The following is a 16,370-nucleotide window of genomic DNA, read 5'->3' on the forward strand; positions in this document are numbered from 1 at the left end:
TTATTTCTTATTTTTTAAAAATTCCTTTTTTGCTTTTCTGCTAGGAAATAAAATGTTAAGGAAAATAGCATCTTTATCACCTTTTATAAAAGTACTGCATATACTTGCGCAATCATTTGAACATATAAAATTTTTTGACCTTTATATTGCTCTTGATTATGATGTAATTTAATATCTAATAAATTACCATCAACAATCGACTGTATTATTTCTTCAAAGCCTATACCACGCTCATTCAATAACTTAACGTTCTGTTCATGATTATATCTATACTTGGTCATAATATTTAGAGTTTAGTAGGGTCTGAATGAATTAGCATATTAAGATAGATCTGATAAGGCAAACCATACTTAGAAGCTTTAATTTTTATTGCTTCTATGTCATGTTCTGCAATCCTAATAGTAACAGATCTTTTTTTACTAATATGTGCTTTTGCAAATTTTTGAAGCAAAGCTATTGCACTTCTATCATCAATTTTTTGCTACTTTTCAAAATTATCTTCAATATCTTGTTAGTAAGAATCTAGTTTGATACTCATAATACAAACATTTTCAATGTTATAAAGAATGTAAGTACTTTGTCAATACTTGATATATTAGATTATCATGCGAATATTTGTAAAAGCAGCAATATCAACGGCTGCATGGAGATTTTATGCTCATCCTACAGTTGCTATGGGGATTTGTGTTGGAACAGCTCTTGCATATTCGCCGGAGAACACATTTGAGTTATTAAAAAATACGACTTATACAGGAATAGAAGCAGCAAAATTTGCTTATGAACATACAGCAGGAATAGTAAACGGAATAGCCGGCTTAGCTCATCTTGTGCATGATAACTTACCAAGCTACAGCAAAACTCCTCAAGTGGATCTAGTCGGTAGCATAGAAATTTCATGAGTAGATGCTGTTGCATAAATCTCTAAAATAGCCAATAACTAAAAAAACTGATTATGTCATTCCTGCAAACCAGAGACGTTGTTGCATAAATCGGTGTCATTCCCGCAAGACATTGTTGCATGAATCAGTAAAATCCACTGTGTCATACAGTGGTTTGACCACGGTATCCAAAAAAATAACTTAAAACACTGGGGATGCCCGCTGCTGCAGGAAGACATTGCCCGCGTAGATCGATTCCACCATTGTCACCCCGTAGCCTGTACCTGCTGGGTCCAGTTAAAAATACTAGTATTTTTTTTTATCATATTTATGGATCCCGTGGTCAAGCCACGGTATGACAACAGGAAATCGATCCATACAGGCAATGCCCCACGGGAATGACATAGAATAAAAACTGTCCAGTTACCTTACTGATATCTGTTATATTTTATAATAATAAAATTTTATTTCGTTGTTTTTAAATGCATCTTTTTTATTCCTAAAACCCTTTTTCAAAGAGCTACAGGAAAAATTAATATTACCGGCTTGAGCCGTATCCGGTCCTTCATTTTTTATTTTCTCTATATCCTTACTACTTGGTACTACAACGGCAATATGCCCTGCTCTTTTTGGATTAGCATTGTTATATACGAATACAACAAAATATCCTTGATTAGCAAATTTTTGCGCTTGAATAAAACTATCATCACGATTTCCTGCTTTAACAAAATGCCATCCGTTCTTTATTCGGTCTTTTTCAAGCCACTCAGCTTGCTTATTTGATAAAGTACGGTATAAAAATTTTATCGCTTTCAGGATGGTAGAGACTGATTTGGAAGCCCCAAGGCTGCACTAGCAGCATACGCAAAACAACTACAATGAGTCAAACGCTTTAACTTAGGAGAATTATATTTTTCTGTTTCTTCTAATAAAGTTTCTCCCGACTTACAATTTATTACATTACCTTTCTACCACTTTTCCTCAACATTGAAAAAGTTAATTACTGCTAAATTTTTTTTAGCACTTTCTGATATATTGTCTGCTTGTGCAGTCATATTAATCCAAAGTAAGTAAATTATGATTAATTTTATTTTATTCATTTTTTTCTCATATCAATTTATGAACCTCTATATACAATATATAATATGATAATTCAACTATTAATTGTAATTTTTATATTTTATTATTCAGAGAAACATAAGAACACTCTATGTTTCTTGACAAATGCTATGCTTTTATATATGCTTCTTCGTATGTTAGCAACAAGAAATAAGGCTTAGAAATAAGTACTTCAAACTTAGGCACCCGTAGCTCAATTGGATAGAGTATATGACTACGGATCATAAGGTTAGGGGTTCGACTCCTCTCGGGTGCGCCATTCTTCAATTTCTTTCACTTTTATGAATGAATCAAACGGTGGACGCAGCATAAAATCAAGCTTTTCAGGTTTAAGTGTTAGGTTAGAAAAACTAAAGGTGGTAGAAAAACGATGCGGGCGGCATTATATATGGCAACTGTTACGTCTGTAAGATATAATTCTGCAGTTAAACCTTTTTATAAAAGACTTGTAAAAAAAGGAAAAGCCAAAAAGTTAGCTCTTATCTTGACTTCTTAAACACAATTACCTATGTAAAGGATAAAGAACTTAAAGGCTTAGTTAAATGCCGTAAGCTGGAACGGACTATATTTTGAGCGAGGTGGATTTAGCTTTACCAAGTGAGATTTAAGCAAGAAAGAAACACATTTATTCCCGGGAAATAAAGATTTTTCTTCTATTATAGAGTTATCTCCCAGTTGAGATATTGCTTTTTGACTGATCGTTTAAAGCTTGCCATTGTACTTAGCAGCAATTATCTTTTGCCTAGGTTCATTTTTTGCTTCAACTTCACTAGGAGAAGTGTCAGCAGTCAATTTCTTTTGTCTCTGTTTTTTCAAAGGTTCATGTTCTTTATCTTTGCTATGTTCTTTCTCCGGGTTTATTTTAAGCGGGGTGTCTTTAATCTTTAATTCCCCTTTGCCTATATATCTTACTATACCGTTAATTGCTATTTTCTTCTCCTGTTCTGATAAAGCGTTATATTGTTCATATGCTGTTTTACCTAGAAAATCCTCTAACCAGTCAGGATTTTTTCTTATAACATCTATTAAATCCCATTCATATCCTACTCCATTTCCTCCGCTAGTAGTAATATTAAGCGGTATTAAGTGTTTTTGTTTACTCTTATCAGTAAAATGCAAATCTACATTTTTCGTTTCTTTATTTATAATTAAATCACAACTAATACAACAAAATTTAGACAATCCTATGTATTATATTTCTGCACTTAATTGATTATCACGATCTGGAAGTTGTGCTTTTATATACTGTATTATGCTCATTTCAGCATGAGCTTTATCGCTAAGTGGACCATCTAATACAATTTTATATGGTTGTTTTATAGCTTCAATAATTGAATGGACAAATTTTTTACTTGCATCAATAGTATCAGGGTTTAATGCATCTTCTCATTTCATCAAATCTCTTCTAGCTCTAGCTACTGCCTTCACTACTTTTGGGCTTACACTGGTTACATTACAGACTTTTTGTTGAACCTCTTGATTATTATTCGGATATTTTTCTAGCTCTTGCAAAATACGTGGTAATATATCCTTATGGTCGCTATTATTTTTATAATAATATTGTGCAACATCTAGAAGTAGCGCTTTTCGTTGAGTAGATAGATTTTGTTGTTATAGAAAATTTTTTTGCTCTTCTGTAGGTCAAGCTGTGTAAGTAGCATAATCTTGTAAATATTTAAAAACTTTTGTGGTATGTGTCTCAATTTGTTCAACTTTATTTGTGTTCACACTAGAATTATGTAATTCGTTGAACGCTACTAAAATTTGTTTGCCGTCAAAACATACGGCACTACATTGGCTATTATATTGAATTAACCTACCTAAGGCATCAAAGCATCTATTTTGTAAAGGAGTATCATTTTCTTTTATAATCTTTGAGTTAAGTCGAGTACGGAAAACATATGCAAAATTCTGCAGATTTGAGTTGTGGTTGTCATTGAATAGCCCGTGGGTAGGATGCTCGTCAGCAAATCCAACATGAAATACCATATAAGGCACAAGTTGTTTTGGAATAATCTTTTCTGTTTTACTTGCTAAAACCGCTAGAACTGCTAATTTTTCAAAACTTTCATCCAGGACTTCACTATTATTTTTTTTCTTATAGTGTTCAGTAAGGATTTTTAAGGCAGATATAGATTCGTTTAATATAATACTTTTTAATAAAGCCTCTCTCGATTTTTTATCTCTTATGATTCCTCTACTGTCTGGCTATCTACATATTTAACACACTCTATTGTTAACCTTTCTTTCTGTGCATTTGTTAGATTTGCCATATAAATATTATTTTATAATTTTAATTATTTTCTCCTAAAGCCTCAACGCTTTTCTCAAATATTGAATTATCAATATCATTACCATCTACTAAAATCATCATGTTACCTGGAATGCTTTTTAAGCTTTCCGCACCCAAATTGGTTATGTTATTATCTCTATTATTGCTTATGAGTAAAGTTTCTAACGCTTTATTTTCGGTTAATGCAGTAGTAAGTTCTTTTATATTATTATGGGTTAAATTATTGTTATTAAGATTTAGAGTTTTTAACCATGGATTTAATTTGCAGTTATTTGTTTTAAATTTAAAGTATCAATAGGCGTGAGGTTAAAAAACCTTCAATTACTTCTGCACTTTTTTCGGAGATTCTTGTTTCATTTAATATTAATTCTTTAATATATTGATTAGCCATTAAAGCATGCAGTAATTTTATGACTCCCTCGTTTCTAAGGTTATTATACCCTAAATTTAACGACATTAATTTTGCACTGCTAAATATTATTTGCGATAACGTCGTCTATCCCTTCGGCAGTAATATTCATTTGTCCTATATCTAAGGATTTTAACGGTAGTTTTGAATGAAACAACTCACTAATAATTGCTGCTCCTTTATTTCCTACTTCACTACTACCTAATGCTAAAGAACTTAAATTAGGATGGTTTTTAATATCATCTATTAATATTCTTAAATCTTCTATTTTCAGCGCAATAGAATTTAAAGATAAATATTCAAGAGAGGTATTATCTGCTAAAACATCAATAAGAATTTTTATTTTTTCACTATCTAAAGAAGTAGAATTCAGGTTTAAATGTAATATTTGATTTAACTTTACAATTTTACTTAGATTTTTTATATCATCGTTACTAAGGTTGCTGCCATATAAATCAATTTCTTTTACTACAGTATTTTTCTCTAAAGTTTTAATTACAATTGACAAAAAACTACTATCTTCTTCATAAGGTAGTTCTACACGAACAATTTCAGGATCATTATTCTTAATTTTCTGCAACAATAAATCATTTCGACTAAGATCAATTTTTTGTCTTTTGGGAGACTCATCTTTCTTCACATCATCTATGCTACACAAGATATAGACATTGAAAAAGGTGGTAGTAATAATTGTTGTTTTACGTCCTATAGCGTCTCCTATCCAATCAAATATTAAAAAGCTCCAAAAGGTCTTAATAAATATGTTGAACAAAAAGCAGATGAATAAATAAAAACTACTTTTGGATCAACCTTTGGAAAAAACAATTCATTGAATACTACTACCACATGTACATAAAGCATAAGGTCAAAATATTCAAGAAATGTACAAACAGATAATAAACCTATTGCTTCTTTTTGATTACGATTTAAGCTGCTTTGTTCTTTCTCATAGCCGAGCATAATGTCTTTATAAAAAATTAAATTGTAAAGAAACTTATACTGTTTTATATAAAAGTCAATAGGAAATTTCGCTTTATACGATAAATAAGGAAACGAAGTACAACTTAACTCACTTCATATACTAATGCGTTGATCTTATATGAATATGGCATAACCTCACCGATAGTGGAAAACTAAAACCTATTAAGAACCAAGTTAAATAAAACTTATATCCCAAATATTGTTTGAATAGATAATTAATATATGCAATCAAAGCTACTGAAGCAACAATGATAGCTAAATTAATAAAACGATTTAATTTTGATTGAGGAAAATCAAAATATTTATAAAACAGCCCCCCAGAAATAGTAAAACCGAGTAATCCCCAAAATACCGTCCATACCCAAGCAAGACAATTCACGTCAATAATTTTAAGATAAGCTACCATCGGTACGGTTAATAGCCATAAAAACGCTCCAAACATATAAGGATATTTTTGAATAATCTCTTCTTTGATTACACTATATATAACAGCAATAACCATTATTCCAATTGTTATAGATGCAATAATATCAACGGATAATGATAGCCCTTATAAATCAGCGAAAATCCCATACCGGTTAAAATCACTACTATTATTATTCTTAATAAGGAATATATAATATTTGCAAAAAACCAACCGTCAAATACTACGCCGCTGCTCATATGACCGCTAGGGAAAGCAAAACCTTTAATATTTAGAGCAGGATTCAAAGGTATTTCAAATGTATATTTTAACAATATATTTAAAATTGTAGTGAAAAGTAATACACAAATAGCTTGTGCAAATAGTTGCCTCCTAATATAGTAAATCCGAGTATTATGATAATCTCATAACACTCTTCTTGTCCAAATAACAAAAAAACTTTTGCTGAATATTGAACAAAATATCCTTATTCATTACTTTACTTAATTTTATTTATATATAATTGAAGTTATCATAAATAATAAGCTATAGATATGCAAAATATTTTCCGCAAATTTGTATTTACTATTTTCGTATGTTTAATAAATTTACAACTAATTGCTGCAAGCTTTAACGAAAAAATACCTTTATATTTTAAATTAACTAACGAAAATCTGTTAGCAGGACAAAATGCGTTAAATATTGACCTTTGCGACTCTAGAATTAAAGAATGGTGTACAAAGCCACAAAGAGAGCTAGGGCTTAACGGAAAAAAAATCAATGATTACATATCTATTTCACCTGATATTAAAGGAGAATGGCGATTTGGCTGGTGGTATAACATAAATTTTACTCCAGAAAGCAATTTTGTAGCTCATCAAACTTATAAGATTACTATCAAAGATTATATATTCCCTAATTTTGTCGGTTTAAAAAGTAATAATATAAGTTTCACGACTTTACCACTACTTCCTATTATTAAAGAAATGAATTATCTACAGGATAATATCGATATTTCCAAAAAATTCGTTCAAACTAAAATAGCTTTTAACTATCCTATCGATCCTAAAACTCTAGAGGAAAGAATAGAGTTTATAAAATCTTCAACTAAAGAAAAATTACCGTTTTCTATCAAATTCAATACCAATAATACGGAAGCTACGATTATTACTAATATACCACCGCTTACAGATAAAGAAGATACAATTTCCGTAATTATAAAAGACGGTGTTAAACCTCTACATGGCGGAGAAGTTTTCACATATAAAAATGTAAAAGATCCAAATAATAAGACGCCAAATAACATAAGATATTCTTATAAAGAAAATGTATTAATTCCAAGTCTATCCTCATATTTCAAAATCACTAATAGTACTGCTACAATTGTTAAAGATGATAAACTAAAACCGGAACAGATAATTATAATTACCACAAATACACCGGTGTCGGGTGAGGAAATAAAAAAACATTTAGAGTTATTTTTATTACCGCAGGATAAGCCGGCTTTCTTAGGAGTTGCAGGCAAAAAAAACTATAAATGGCAAAATCCGAAAGAAATAACCGATGATATTCTTAAATCGAGTGAAAAAATAAATTTTGAGCTTTTATCTTCCGTCCCAAGCATTACTACTATGCATAGTTTTAAAGTAGATACGTTTGCCTCAAGAGCTTTGCTTGTTAAAGTAAATCAAGGTGTTAAAACATCGGATAATTTAACACTCGGCTCAGATTATTTTCAAATCGTACAAATACCGGATAACCCTAAAGAAGTTAAGCTAATGTCCGACGGTTCTATTCTTTCATTAGCCGGCGAAAGAAAGCTTCCCGTATATTCACTTGGCATAGATAAATTATATTTAGAAATCGATAAGATTAATCAGCAAGAAGTTAATCATTTAATCAGCCAAACAAATAGATATAATATTTTCCAAAACCCAACTTTTATAAATGAATATACCTTTAATGAGTATAATATTTCCGAGGTATTTCAAGAGGAAGTAATAGTGAACTCTCAAAATTTAAATTTACCTCATTATACCGATTTAGATTTCAGTAAATATTTTAATTTAGAAGAAGCAGGCAGTTATTCCAAGGGGTTATTTCTAGCAAAAGTTTATGCTAAAGACAATAATAACATTATATCTCAAGATAAAAGATTAATTTTAGTTACCGATCTTGGTTGTATAGTAAAAACCGATAAAACCGGGACGCATCATATCTTTGTTTCTTATATCAGTAACGGTAAACCGGCTGGAGGCGTAAAAGCAGATATTATAGGACTTAACGGTGAGGTGTTAGTAAGCAGCAAAACCGATAGTAAAGGACATGCCGTTTTATCAAATATAAATGATTTTTCAAAAGAAAAAACTCCAGTGGCTTATATATTAACTACTAAGGATGATTTTTCATTTATGCCGTATAGTAGAATTGATAGACAAGTTAATTATTCTCGGTTTGATGTAGCAGGAGCCGTTAGTTCTGATCAAGGGTTAAAAGCTTATTTATTTTCCGATCGTGGCATCTATAGACCAAGCGAGCAAGGTCACATAGGCATTATGCTCAAACAAACCGACTGGCAAGGGAAATTTGACGGCTTACCTTTAGAAATACAAGTAACTAACCCTAGAGGAAAAGTAATAGATAAAAGTAAAATAGTTCTAGATGCAGAAGGATTCGGCGAATATTTATTCTCAACGCTTGATGATGCCTTAACCGGCTTATACAATATAAGCTTATATTTAGTAGGAGATAAAGGCAGCAATAACTATCTTAATAGCGTGTCTGTCAGGGTTGGTGATTTTCAGCCTGACCGCATGAAAATAAACATAAACTTCAATAACTCACAAGATGAGCTATGGACGAATCCAAAAGATCTTAAAGCAACCGTTAATCTCATAAATCTTTACGGCACTCCTGCAGAAAATAGAAAAGTCAGCGGCTTTATTGATATTAGACCTAACGAGTTTTTCGTACCTAGATTTAAAGAATATAAATTTTATAGTAGCAAAGGAAATAAAGAGTTTTTTTACGAACGTTTAGGAGATATTACTACCGACTCTAAAGGTACGGCAAACTTTGACCTTAACCTTGAGAAATATTATAACGCTACTTTTAATCTAACATTTTCAGCAGAAGGATTTGAGCCTGATTCAGGAAGAAGCGTAAACGCAAGCAAATCGCTTACAGTGTCACCTCTGCCTTATATTATAGGATTTAGAAGCGATAGCGATCTAAAATATATTAAGACAAGAACAAGCGCGGCAATAGAATTCATAGCCATATCAAATAAAGCAGAAAAAGTAGCTGCACCTAATTTAACTCTTAACTTAAAAAAGATTAATTATGTAAATAACTTAGTAGCAGATAGTAACGGTAATTATTCTTACAGTTCAGTACCTATTGAGACTAATATATCTTCTGACAAAATTAATATCACGGCAAACGAAAGTTATATTTATAAAGTACCTACTAAAGAAGCAGGCGATTACGTTATTTACTTAACCGATAAAGAAGATACAATCTTTGCCCAAGCTGAATTTTCGGTAATAGGTGAAGGAAATGTTACGGCTAATTTAACAGACAAAGCAAATTTAAAAGTTAAACTTGATAAAGATGATTATACAGCCGGCGATACTATTCTTTTAAATATTATAACTCCTTATACAGGTTATGGGTTAATTACTATCGAAACCGATAAAGTACATAATTTTGAATGGTTTAAAGCTGATGAAAATAATAGCATTCAAGAAATAAAAATTCCTGACGGCTTTGAGGGTAAAGGATATGTAAATGTACAATTTATAAGAGACATAGAAGCTACGGAAATCTTTATATCACCGTTTAGCTATGCAGTAGTACCGTTTACTGCGGGCATTTATAAACATAAACAAGATATTGGATTAACACTTCCTGCAAAAATCAAATCGGGAGAAAAGCTAGCAATTCGTTACCGTACTACAAATCCCGGTAAAATAATAATATTTGCTGTGGATGCAGGGATATTATCATTTGCTGGTTATCAGACTCCCGATCCGCTTAATTACTTTATTAACGATAAAGCCTTGGAAGTCCGAACATCACAAATCATGGATTTAATATTACCTGAGCGTCCTTTATTAATGAAAGCTTATATGGCGGCTCCTGCCGGAGACGGTTGTATAAATGTCGCTCGAAACCTTAATCCGTTTAAAAGAAAAAGCCAACCTCCCGTAGCATTTTGGTCAGGAATTTTAGAAGCAGATCTTGATGAGAGAGAAGTCACATTTGATATACCAAGCTATTTTAACGGCACTTTAAGAGTTATAGGGGTAGCCTCAAGCCTTGACTCTATAGGAACTTCCAAAGCTGATTTATTAGTCCAATCCGATCTTATTATCAATCCAAATTTACCTTTATTTGTAGCTCCAAATGATGAATTTACAGTACCGGTAACAATATTTAATAACCTAAAAGATTCAGGAAATGCTCAGGTTTTTCTAAATATTGAAACAAGTGAAGGACTTAAAATATTAGATTATCCTAAAGAGATCCCGATAGACGAAAATAAGGAAGCTACTATTAATGTTAAATTAAAAGCGACTGATCAACTCGGTTCAGCAGATTTAAAGGTTGTGGCTTCTATAAATCACCTAAAGCCGGATATAATATCTATGGCAGTAGTACATAGCTCCGAATTAACTAGTACTACGAGCGTGCGCCCTGCTAGTCCAAGCGTTACAACAGTTAATACAGGCTTTATTACAGACAACAAGGCTAATTTAAAAATCTTACGGGATGTATATCCTGAATTTGCTAAACTACAAATTTCCGCTTCTAAATCACCGCTAGCTATTATTTCTGGCTTTAAAGATTTCCTAGATAATTATCCTTATGGTTGCACTGAACAATTAATAAGCCAAAATTTTGCCAATATTTTATTATATAATGAACAAGAACTAGTTCAGATTCTTAAAACTGATCGTAAAAAAATGGATGAATCATTATCAAAAATATTTCAAACTTTATCAGAACGTCAAAATTATGACGGTGGATTTAGATATTGGAACAATTTTAATGACGATTCCGATCCATTTATTTCCGTTTATGCTATGCATTTCTTAAGCGAGGGAGCAACTAGATATTTAGCCGTTCCAAGTGATACATTTAATCAAGGTATTTACTATTTAGAGAATATGGCTAACAGATCAATAAACTCCTTAGATGAAGCAAGAGAAAAGGCATATGCGGTTTATATCCTGACGCAAAACAGCGTTATTACTACAAGCTATATTGCAAATATTTTAAAATATTTAGACGAGTACCATAAAAATACATGGCAAGATGATTTGACTAGCGTTTATTTAGCAGCTAGCTATAAAATGCTGCAAATGAATGAAGAAGCAGAGAAATTATTAGACAGATTTACTCTAAATAAACCTATATCAAAAACAGACTATCAGTATTACAATCCTCTAATAAAATATAGTCAGTATTTATACTTAATTTCTATGCATTTTCCAGAACGGTTAAAAGACTTTGACCCAAAAATTGTACAGGATATCGCTCTTTTTGCTCAAGATAACTATAATAGCCTATCCGCAAGCTATGCTATTATGGCAAGTCTTGCCTATGCCGATAAAATAAATCATGTAGATGAGACTACTATTAAAGTAACCTCTACAGATAAAGAAGTTACTTTAACAGGCAATAAAGTGATGATTGCTGAGCTGTCGGTAGAAAATAAGAATATCGACTTAACATCCTCAAGTAACGGCTTTTTCTATCAGCTTTTAACTTCAGGCTATGATAAGCAATTAACAGAAAATAAAGAGATAGTTAAAGGCATAGAAATAACAAAAAAATATCTCGATGAAAATAATAAAGAGGTTAGCAAAGTAAAATTAGGTGATAATATTACGGTGGAAATCACCATACGTTCAGGTAGTAATAAAACCTTGAGCAATATGGTGCTACTTGATTTATTACCGGCAGGCTTCGAGCTTTTACCGGATAACAACCACATAAATATATTAGAACGCACGCAGGAAGTAATGATATGGAAACCGATATATATAAATAATCGTGATGATAGAGTTATGATTTTCGGTACTATTTCTGATCAAAAAATGACGCATCAGTATAAAATCAAAGCAGTTAATAAGGGCATATTCTCTACTCCTGCTATTTACAGTGAAGCTATGTACGACCCTCAAACTTACTATCGTGGTGTTATAGGCAATATTATTGTGGAGTAGCATTACCCGCACGGTTTTTATGTCATTCCCGTGAAGCATTGTTGCGTGGACCGGTAAATGCTCTCTATGTCATTCCTGCAAAAGCGGGAATCCAGTAAAACCTACAAAAAACTTGTTTTTTTAGGTTTATTTTGTCAATATTAAGACTACTTTTTCTGGATTCCTGCTTTCGCAGGAATGACATAGTAGGAGTTTATCCCACAATTACTTTCAGCTTCTCTATAGTTTTTGGATCTTTTACAAGTTCTAAAAATATTTCCTGCTCATAGGCAAGTAGCTCTTCTTCATTTGTTTCATTATGTGTATCAATAATATCTTGAAATTTGCTAAGCACCTTATTTTGTAGATCGTTATATTTTGATGTATCTATTGCTGTTGTGCTAAATTTATTTTAGGCAAAGTAATTTTATGCGGAATCGGTACTATCTTTTTAGGTAGGTTTAATTTTAAAGCTTCCTCTAAAATATAATGCTTGTTCATATTTACGTGCATATTCTCTACATCATAATCTGCTTTAAAGTAATCCGGCTGAACTTGTTTTATTCTGCTCTATAATATTGCTGATATTTCTAATTAGTTTAGTTTTATTACCATTACTTCAAGCAAACATTTCGGTAACACCGCCCCACCCGGGTATTAAACCAACACCACGTTCTACAAGCCCTGCGTTAAGTTCTTGATTTCCTATAATAAAGCTTGAGTGCAATAACAGCTCATATCCACCTCCAAGTGCCACACCAAGACCACAAGCTAATAACATGTACAGAGGAATATTTTAAGTGGAGCATGGTTTGCTGTCCCAGCTTTAGTAAATTCTCTAGATCGTGAAAATTCTTATCTTCAATATAAGACAGAAGAAGTTTTAAATCAGCACCGGCAGAAAAATTATTTCCTTGCGGATAAATATAAAGATTTTTACCGTCATTTTCGGCTTTACTTGCTGCTTCTTGTAGTAAATAAAACACCTCATGATTTAAACAATTCATTTTTATAGTAATAACAAAAATCAAAACATCTTGATAAAGTATTAATTTTGCCGAGCTATTCTCTAATACTAATCTGACTTGCTTGTAAAATATCTTTGTGAGAATTAAATTTTTGTTTATCGATTTTTTGATATTCTTTATTGGCTAAATATTGCGGAAGTGGGATATGCATTAAATCGGCATTTTTAATTACCGAATTCCAACCATTTTTAGCCGCTATAGTCAATAATTCAAATGGACCATATTTCCAGCTGTAACCAAGCTTCATAGCAGCATCGATATCATAAATATTATCCGTAACCGATGGAACTAGACCTGCTAAATAAACATAAAATTCCGTGATAATTTCAGTAAAAAATTTACCGTAAACCGAATCACTTACAAGAAGCGCATCAAGATTAAAATATCTACTTTTTGAACAGGACTATATGATAAGTCGTTTATATTGATAACTTCTTTAGTCTTTTTGCCCTTTGATACCGATAAACGATCAAATCCACCGTCACCTTTACGTCCAATTAACTGCTTCTCTATCATCTTATCAAGAACAGGGGTCTTTACATATTATTTTATGATAAGCATCATTTGCAGGAAGAGAGGCAAGTAATGAACTTGAAATTAACTTCATTACGTCATACCCGATTAGATCATATAAACCGAAAATTCCGGTACTCGGCAACCCCAAAAATATAGTAAATATTTTATCTATAGTAGCAACATCAAGATTCTGACTTATCGCTTTACGGGCTACTAATTCAAGTAAAAAATACCCTACTCTATTAGCAATAAAACCAGGCGTATCATTACATTTTACTATAATTTTACCAAGCGTTTTCGTTAAGAACTCTGATACTCTTTCTATTACTTCAGCCTTTATCATAGGGTCTATAATTAACTCAAGCAGTTCCATATTATCTTAGCGGATTGAAGAAATGCGTAATAACGAACCTAGATTTAATATTATCTGGTAAATTCTCTTTGAGTCTTTCAAGCGGTAATGTAGAGGTATTAGAAGCAATAATTGCATCTTCTTTAAGATAAGGAATAATTTTATTATATAATTGGTGTTTGATTTCTAACTTCTCAACAATAACTTCAATCACTAAATCACATTCTTTAATTAAATCTAAATCATATTCTAAATTACCGATGGTAATGAAATTTGCTCTATCAGGAAAAGATAAAGGTGGAGGTTTTTGTTTATGCAAATTTTCTTTAGCGGTGTTAACTATTTTATTAGGATCATTGGAATCTTTAGCGATAATATCAAGCAGCACTAGCAGCACTATTTTATAAGAGGAATTAGCAATTAACGCTGCAATCCCTGAACCCATTACTCCCGCACCAATAACACAAACTTTTTTTATTTCATTTTGCATAAGTTACCTTCTGTGTTACCCCGTTGCCTTGACCATGGGGTCCAGTTAAAAATACTAAAAATTTTTATTATTTTTTGGATTCCGTGGTCAAGCCAAGGGATGACATCGAGTGTGTTTTTCGATACACACAACCATGTCCCCTTGCAATAACGTTATGTCATAGAAACACTTAAGACTTTTACCGACGCCACCCCCGGCTTGTCGTAAAATTTTAGCACATTCATTTATAGTAACAGCAGTGGTAACGACATCATCGACTAATAAGATTTTTTTACTTACAATATTATACTTTGTGTTAAATTTGATACTACCCTTTATATTATTTTTGTGTTGTTTTCGTGGGAGAAAAGTCTGAGACTTAGTCCATTTTGCTTTAGTTAAAATCTCAGCTTTTAACATTTTATCGGTAACTTTTGCAATTTCCATAGCTAAAATATGAGCAGGATTATACATTCGTAGGTACAGGTATGATTAAATCAATATCTTTTATATCCTCGCTGCTATATCTATTATATAAAAGCTTAGCAAAGGTCTTAGCAAATATCGTCTTATCTTGATATTTAAACTGATGAACTATTTTTTTGCTATGCTCATTACACTTAAATAAGCTGCGAGCAAACTCATAATTAGGTTTATTGCTATAACAATTTCCACAAATGCAGTTATCTAAGATTTTTATACTAAATCTTTGTCCACATATACTACAATAGGGTCTTGCTATAAACTCTAGCTTCTTCCAACAATCGCTACAAAATTCACCGCTCCCCCTAGTATTTCCGCACCGCTTAAACATCTCTGCGACAAGATATAATCTATAAGATAATTATAAGTCTTTATTAACAATTAAAATCCTCTTGAAGATTCATGGTGTTTAGAAGCATTTGGTGTTGAGTGTGATGATGGTGCGCTAGCACCATAACGAACCCCCTTGCCACGTGACAAATTCTCTTGCATATGTTGGCTTGCTCATGAGCTTTATTTTGCTCAGGTTTTATTTTATTACTAACATTTGGAGTTATAAAAGATTGAAATATTTCTTCTTTTTTACCGTACATTTCTTTTAAATCACCAAATTGTGATTCAACAAAATAACCGACTCCTACTTTTACTGCCGATTTAACTTTTTCAAAATTAGTTTTTTCAGCAGGAGGAGCAAATTCAGGTCTCGCTGCAACCTTTGCTCTAGTTACATTAAAATGCTCTCTTAGCTGCCCTTCACTTAATTGATCAATTTTAGAGGGTATAGTTAAAAATTCTTCTAATGCTTTGGTATCTATTTTTGCTTGCCTTTCTTTTTCAAGCAAGTCTTTCTTATCTTCATAATTTCCTATTGATGTTTTAAACTATTTATTTGATTTATTTTATCTTTTTTTCGCTCCATACGCACTAAATTAGCATCTCCTTCACCTATTACATTAGCTCCGCTCCTCCTCCCAATAGCACCTGCTACCAAACCGCCTATAATACCGCCTACAGAGCTTACTTGTGTTACTAAAGATACCGTCTCTAAGGTAGTATCTTGCTTTTAAAATCTCTTTAGTTCTAGTTATATTTAATTTTTCAGATTCAACTTTTTCTTGGTAAATTTTAGCTAATTGAGTATCCAAGACATTTTTAAGTTCAGGGCTATCTTTTGCTTTATCTATTCGAGTAGTAACTACTAACTCTGATTGCTTCACATAATTAGCT

18 protein-coding genes, 1 tRNA gene and 3 pseudogenes are annotated in these 16,370 nt (G+C 31.9%); 3 read left to right on the forward strand and 19 right to left on the reverse strand.

Annotated elements, in window-relative coordinates; all coding sequences use genetic code 11:
• Positions 1-281: pseudogene (locus RAF_RS04205) on the reverse strand (hypothetical protein).
• Between the two features lie 5 nt (positions 282-286).
• Positions 287-505 (reverse strand): annotated as a pseudogene (locus RAF_RS04210) (CopG family antitoxin).
• A 100-nt stretch (positions 506-605) separates the two neighbouring features.
• On the opposite strand from RAF_RS04210, the gene RAF_RS04215 reads away from it, so the two are divergent.
• Together RAF_RS04215 and RAF_RS04220 are read left to right on the forward strand one after the other, a co-directional pair.
• Positions 606-899, forward strand: coding sequence for a hypothetical protein (locus tag RAF_RS04215; protein ID WP_012719833.1), 294 nt, complete (start codon positions 606-608; stop codon positions 897-899).
• A gap of 1,280 nt (positions 900-2,179) precedes the next feature.
• A tRNA-Arg gene (locus RAF_RS04220) sits at positions 2,180-2,256 on the forward strand.
• Between the two features lie 443 nt (positions 2,257-2,699).
• Here the strand turns inward: RAF_RS04220 and RAF_RS04230 are convergent.
• From RAF_RS04230 to RAF_RS09925, 6 genes and pseudogenes are all read right to left on the reverse strand, one after another.
• Entirely contained in the window at positions 2,700-3,179 is a 480-nt protein-coding gene (locus tag RAF_RS04230; RefSeq protein ID WP_012719834.1) for a hypothetical protein, read from the reverse strand.
• A 459-nt stretch (positions 3,180-3,638) separates the two neighbouring features.
• A complete protein-coding gene (locus RAF_RS04235) occupies positions 3,639-3,986 on the reverse strand; it encodes a hypothetical protein (protein ID WP_041471890.1) in 348 nt (115 codons plus the stop codon).
• A 587-nt stretch (positions 3,987-4,573) separates the two neighbouring features.
• Positions 4,574-5,339 (reverse strand): annotated as a pseudogene (locus tag RAF_RS09400) (hypothetical protein).
• A 92-nt stretch (positions 5,340-5,431) separates the two neighbouring features.
• Positions 5,432-5,659: a hypothetical protein gene (locus RAF_RS04250; protein WP_012719837.1), complete on the reverse strand. Its 228-nt coding sequence runs from the start codon at positions 5,657-5,659 to the stop codon at positions 5,432-5,434.
• Between the two features lie 121 nt (positions 5,660-5,780).
• Complete coding sequence (locus RAF_RS09920) at positions 5,781-6,182, reverse strand: hypothetical protein (RefSeq protein ID WP_012719838.1); 402 nt, start codon at positions 6,180-6,182, stop codon at positions 5,781-5,783.
• Between the two features lie 11 nt (positions 6,183-6,193).
• Positions 6,194-6,418 carry a hypothetical protein gene (locus RAF_RS09925; RefSeq protein ID WP_010977441.1) on the reverse strand — a complete coding sequence of 75 codons (225 nt, stop codon included), beginning with the start codon at positions 6,416-6,418 and terminating at the stop codon, positions 6,194-6,196.
• Between the two features lie 219 nt (positions 6,419-6,637).
• Here RAF_RS09925 and RAF_RS04265 point away from each other — a divergent pair, with 219 nt between their 5' ends.
• A complete protein-coding gene (locus tag RAF_RS04265; protein ID WP_012719839.1) occupies positions 6,638-12,316 on the forward strand; it encodes an alpha-2-macroglobulin family protein in 5,679 nt (1,892 codons plus the stop codon).
• Positions 12,317-12,509: 193 nt separating this feature from the next.
• Here the strand turns inward: RAF_RS04265 and RAF_RS09930 are convergent, their stop codons facing one another.
• The 11 genes from RAF_RS09930 to RAF_RS07975 all read right to left on the reverse strand — a co-directional run bounded on the left by RAF_RS09930 (position 12,510) and on the right by RAF_RS07975 (position 16,360).
• Complete coding sequence (locus RAF_RS09930; protein ID WP_231282932.1) at positions 12,510-12,650, reverse strand: hypothetical protein; 141 nt, start codon at positions 12,648-12,650, stop codon at positions 12,510-12,512.
• 264 nt (positions 12,651-12,914) lie between these two features.
• Positions 12,915-13,052 carry an enoyl-CoA hydratase/isomerase family protein gene (locus RAF_RS08760; protein ID WP_234943868.1) on the reverse strand — a complete coding sequence of 46 codons (138 nt, stop codon included), beginning with the start codon at positions 13,050-13,052 and terminating at the stop codon, positions 12,915-12,917.
• Positions 13,030-13,302 (reverse strand): enoyl-CoA hydratase/isomerase family protein, encoded by a 273-nt coding sequence (locus RAF_RS08765; RefSeq protein ID WP_148206970.1) that lies wholly within the window; start codon positions 13,300-13,302, stop codon positions 13,030-13,032. The genes RAF_RS08760 and RAF_RS08765 overlap by 23 nt, the downstream gene beginning before the upstream one ends.
• A gap of 55 nt (positions 13,303-13,357) precedes the next feature.
• On the reverse strand, positions 13,358-13,570 hold the full coding sequence (locus RAF_RS04275) for a hypothetical protein (protein WP_041471892.1): 213 nt from the start codon (positions 13,568-13,570) through the stop codon (positions 13,358-13,360).
• A 110-nt stretch (positions 13,571-13,680) separates the two neighbouring features.
• Positions 13,681-13,839 (reverse strand): hypothetical protein, encoded by a 159-nt coding sequence (locus tag RAF_RS09405; RefSeq protein WP_200858167.1) that lies wholly within the window; start codon positions 13,837-13,839, stop codon positions 13,681-13,683.
• Between the two features lie 4 nt (positions 13,840-13,843).
• Positions 13,844-14,212 (reverse strand): 3-hydroxyacyl-CoA dehydrogenase family protein, encoded by a 369-nt coding sequence (locus RAF_RS04280; protein ID WP_041471893.1) that lies wholly within the window; start codon positions 14,210-14,212, stop codon positions 13,844-13,846.
• Between the two features lies 1 nt (position 14,213).
• Positions 14,214-14,681, reverse strand: a complete 468-nt coding sequence (locus RAF_RS04285; RefSeq protein WP_041471894.1) for a 3-hydroxyacyl-CoA dehydrogenase family protein — start codon at positions 14,679-14,681, stop codon at positions 14,214-14,216.
• Between the two features lie 87 nt (positions 14,682-14,768).
• Entirely contained in the window at positions 14,769-15,134 is a 366-nt protein-coding gene (locus tag RAF_RS04290) for a ComF family protein (RefSeq protein WP_012719840.1), read from the reverse strand.
• Positions 15,127-15,402, reverse strand: a complete 276-nt coding sequence (locus RAF_RS09935; protein WP_231287785.1) for a ComF family protein — start codon at positions 15,400-15,402, stop codon at positions 15,127-15,129. Before RAF_RS09935 ends, RAF_RS04290 begins: the two co-directional genes overlap by 8 nt.
• A 115-nt stretch (positions 15,403-15,517) precedes the next feature.
• On the reverse strand, positions 15,518-15,985 hold the full coding sequence (locus RAF_RS04300) for a hypothetical protein (RefSeq protein WP_041471895.1): 468 nt from the start codon (positions 15,983-15,985) through the stop codon (positions 15,518-15,520).
• Positions 15,986-16,096: 111 nt separating this feature from the next.
• Complete coding sequence (locus RAF_RS07975) at positions 16,097-16,360, reverse strand: hypothetical protein (RefSeq protein ID WP_148206971.1); 264 nt, start codon at positions 16,358-16,360, stop codon at positions 16,097-16,099.
• Between the last annotated feature and the right edge of the window lie 10 nt (positions 16,361-16,370).

The organism is Rickettsia africae ESF-5 (assembly GCF_000023005.1).
GTDB classification, from domain to species: Bacteria; Pseudomonadota; Alphaproteobacteria; order Rickettsiales; family Rickettsiaceae; genus Rickettsia; species Rickettsia rickettsii.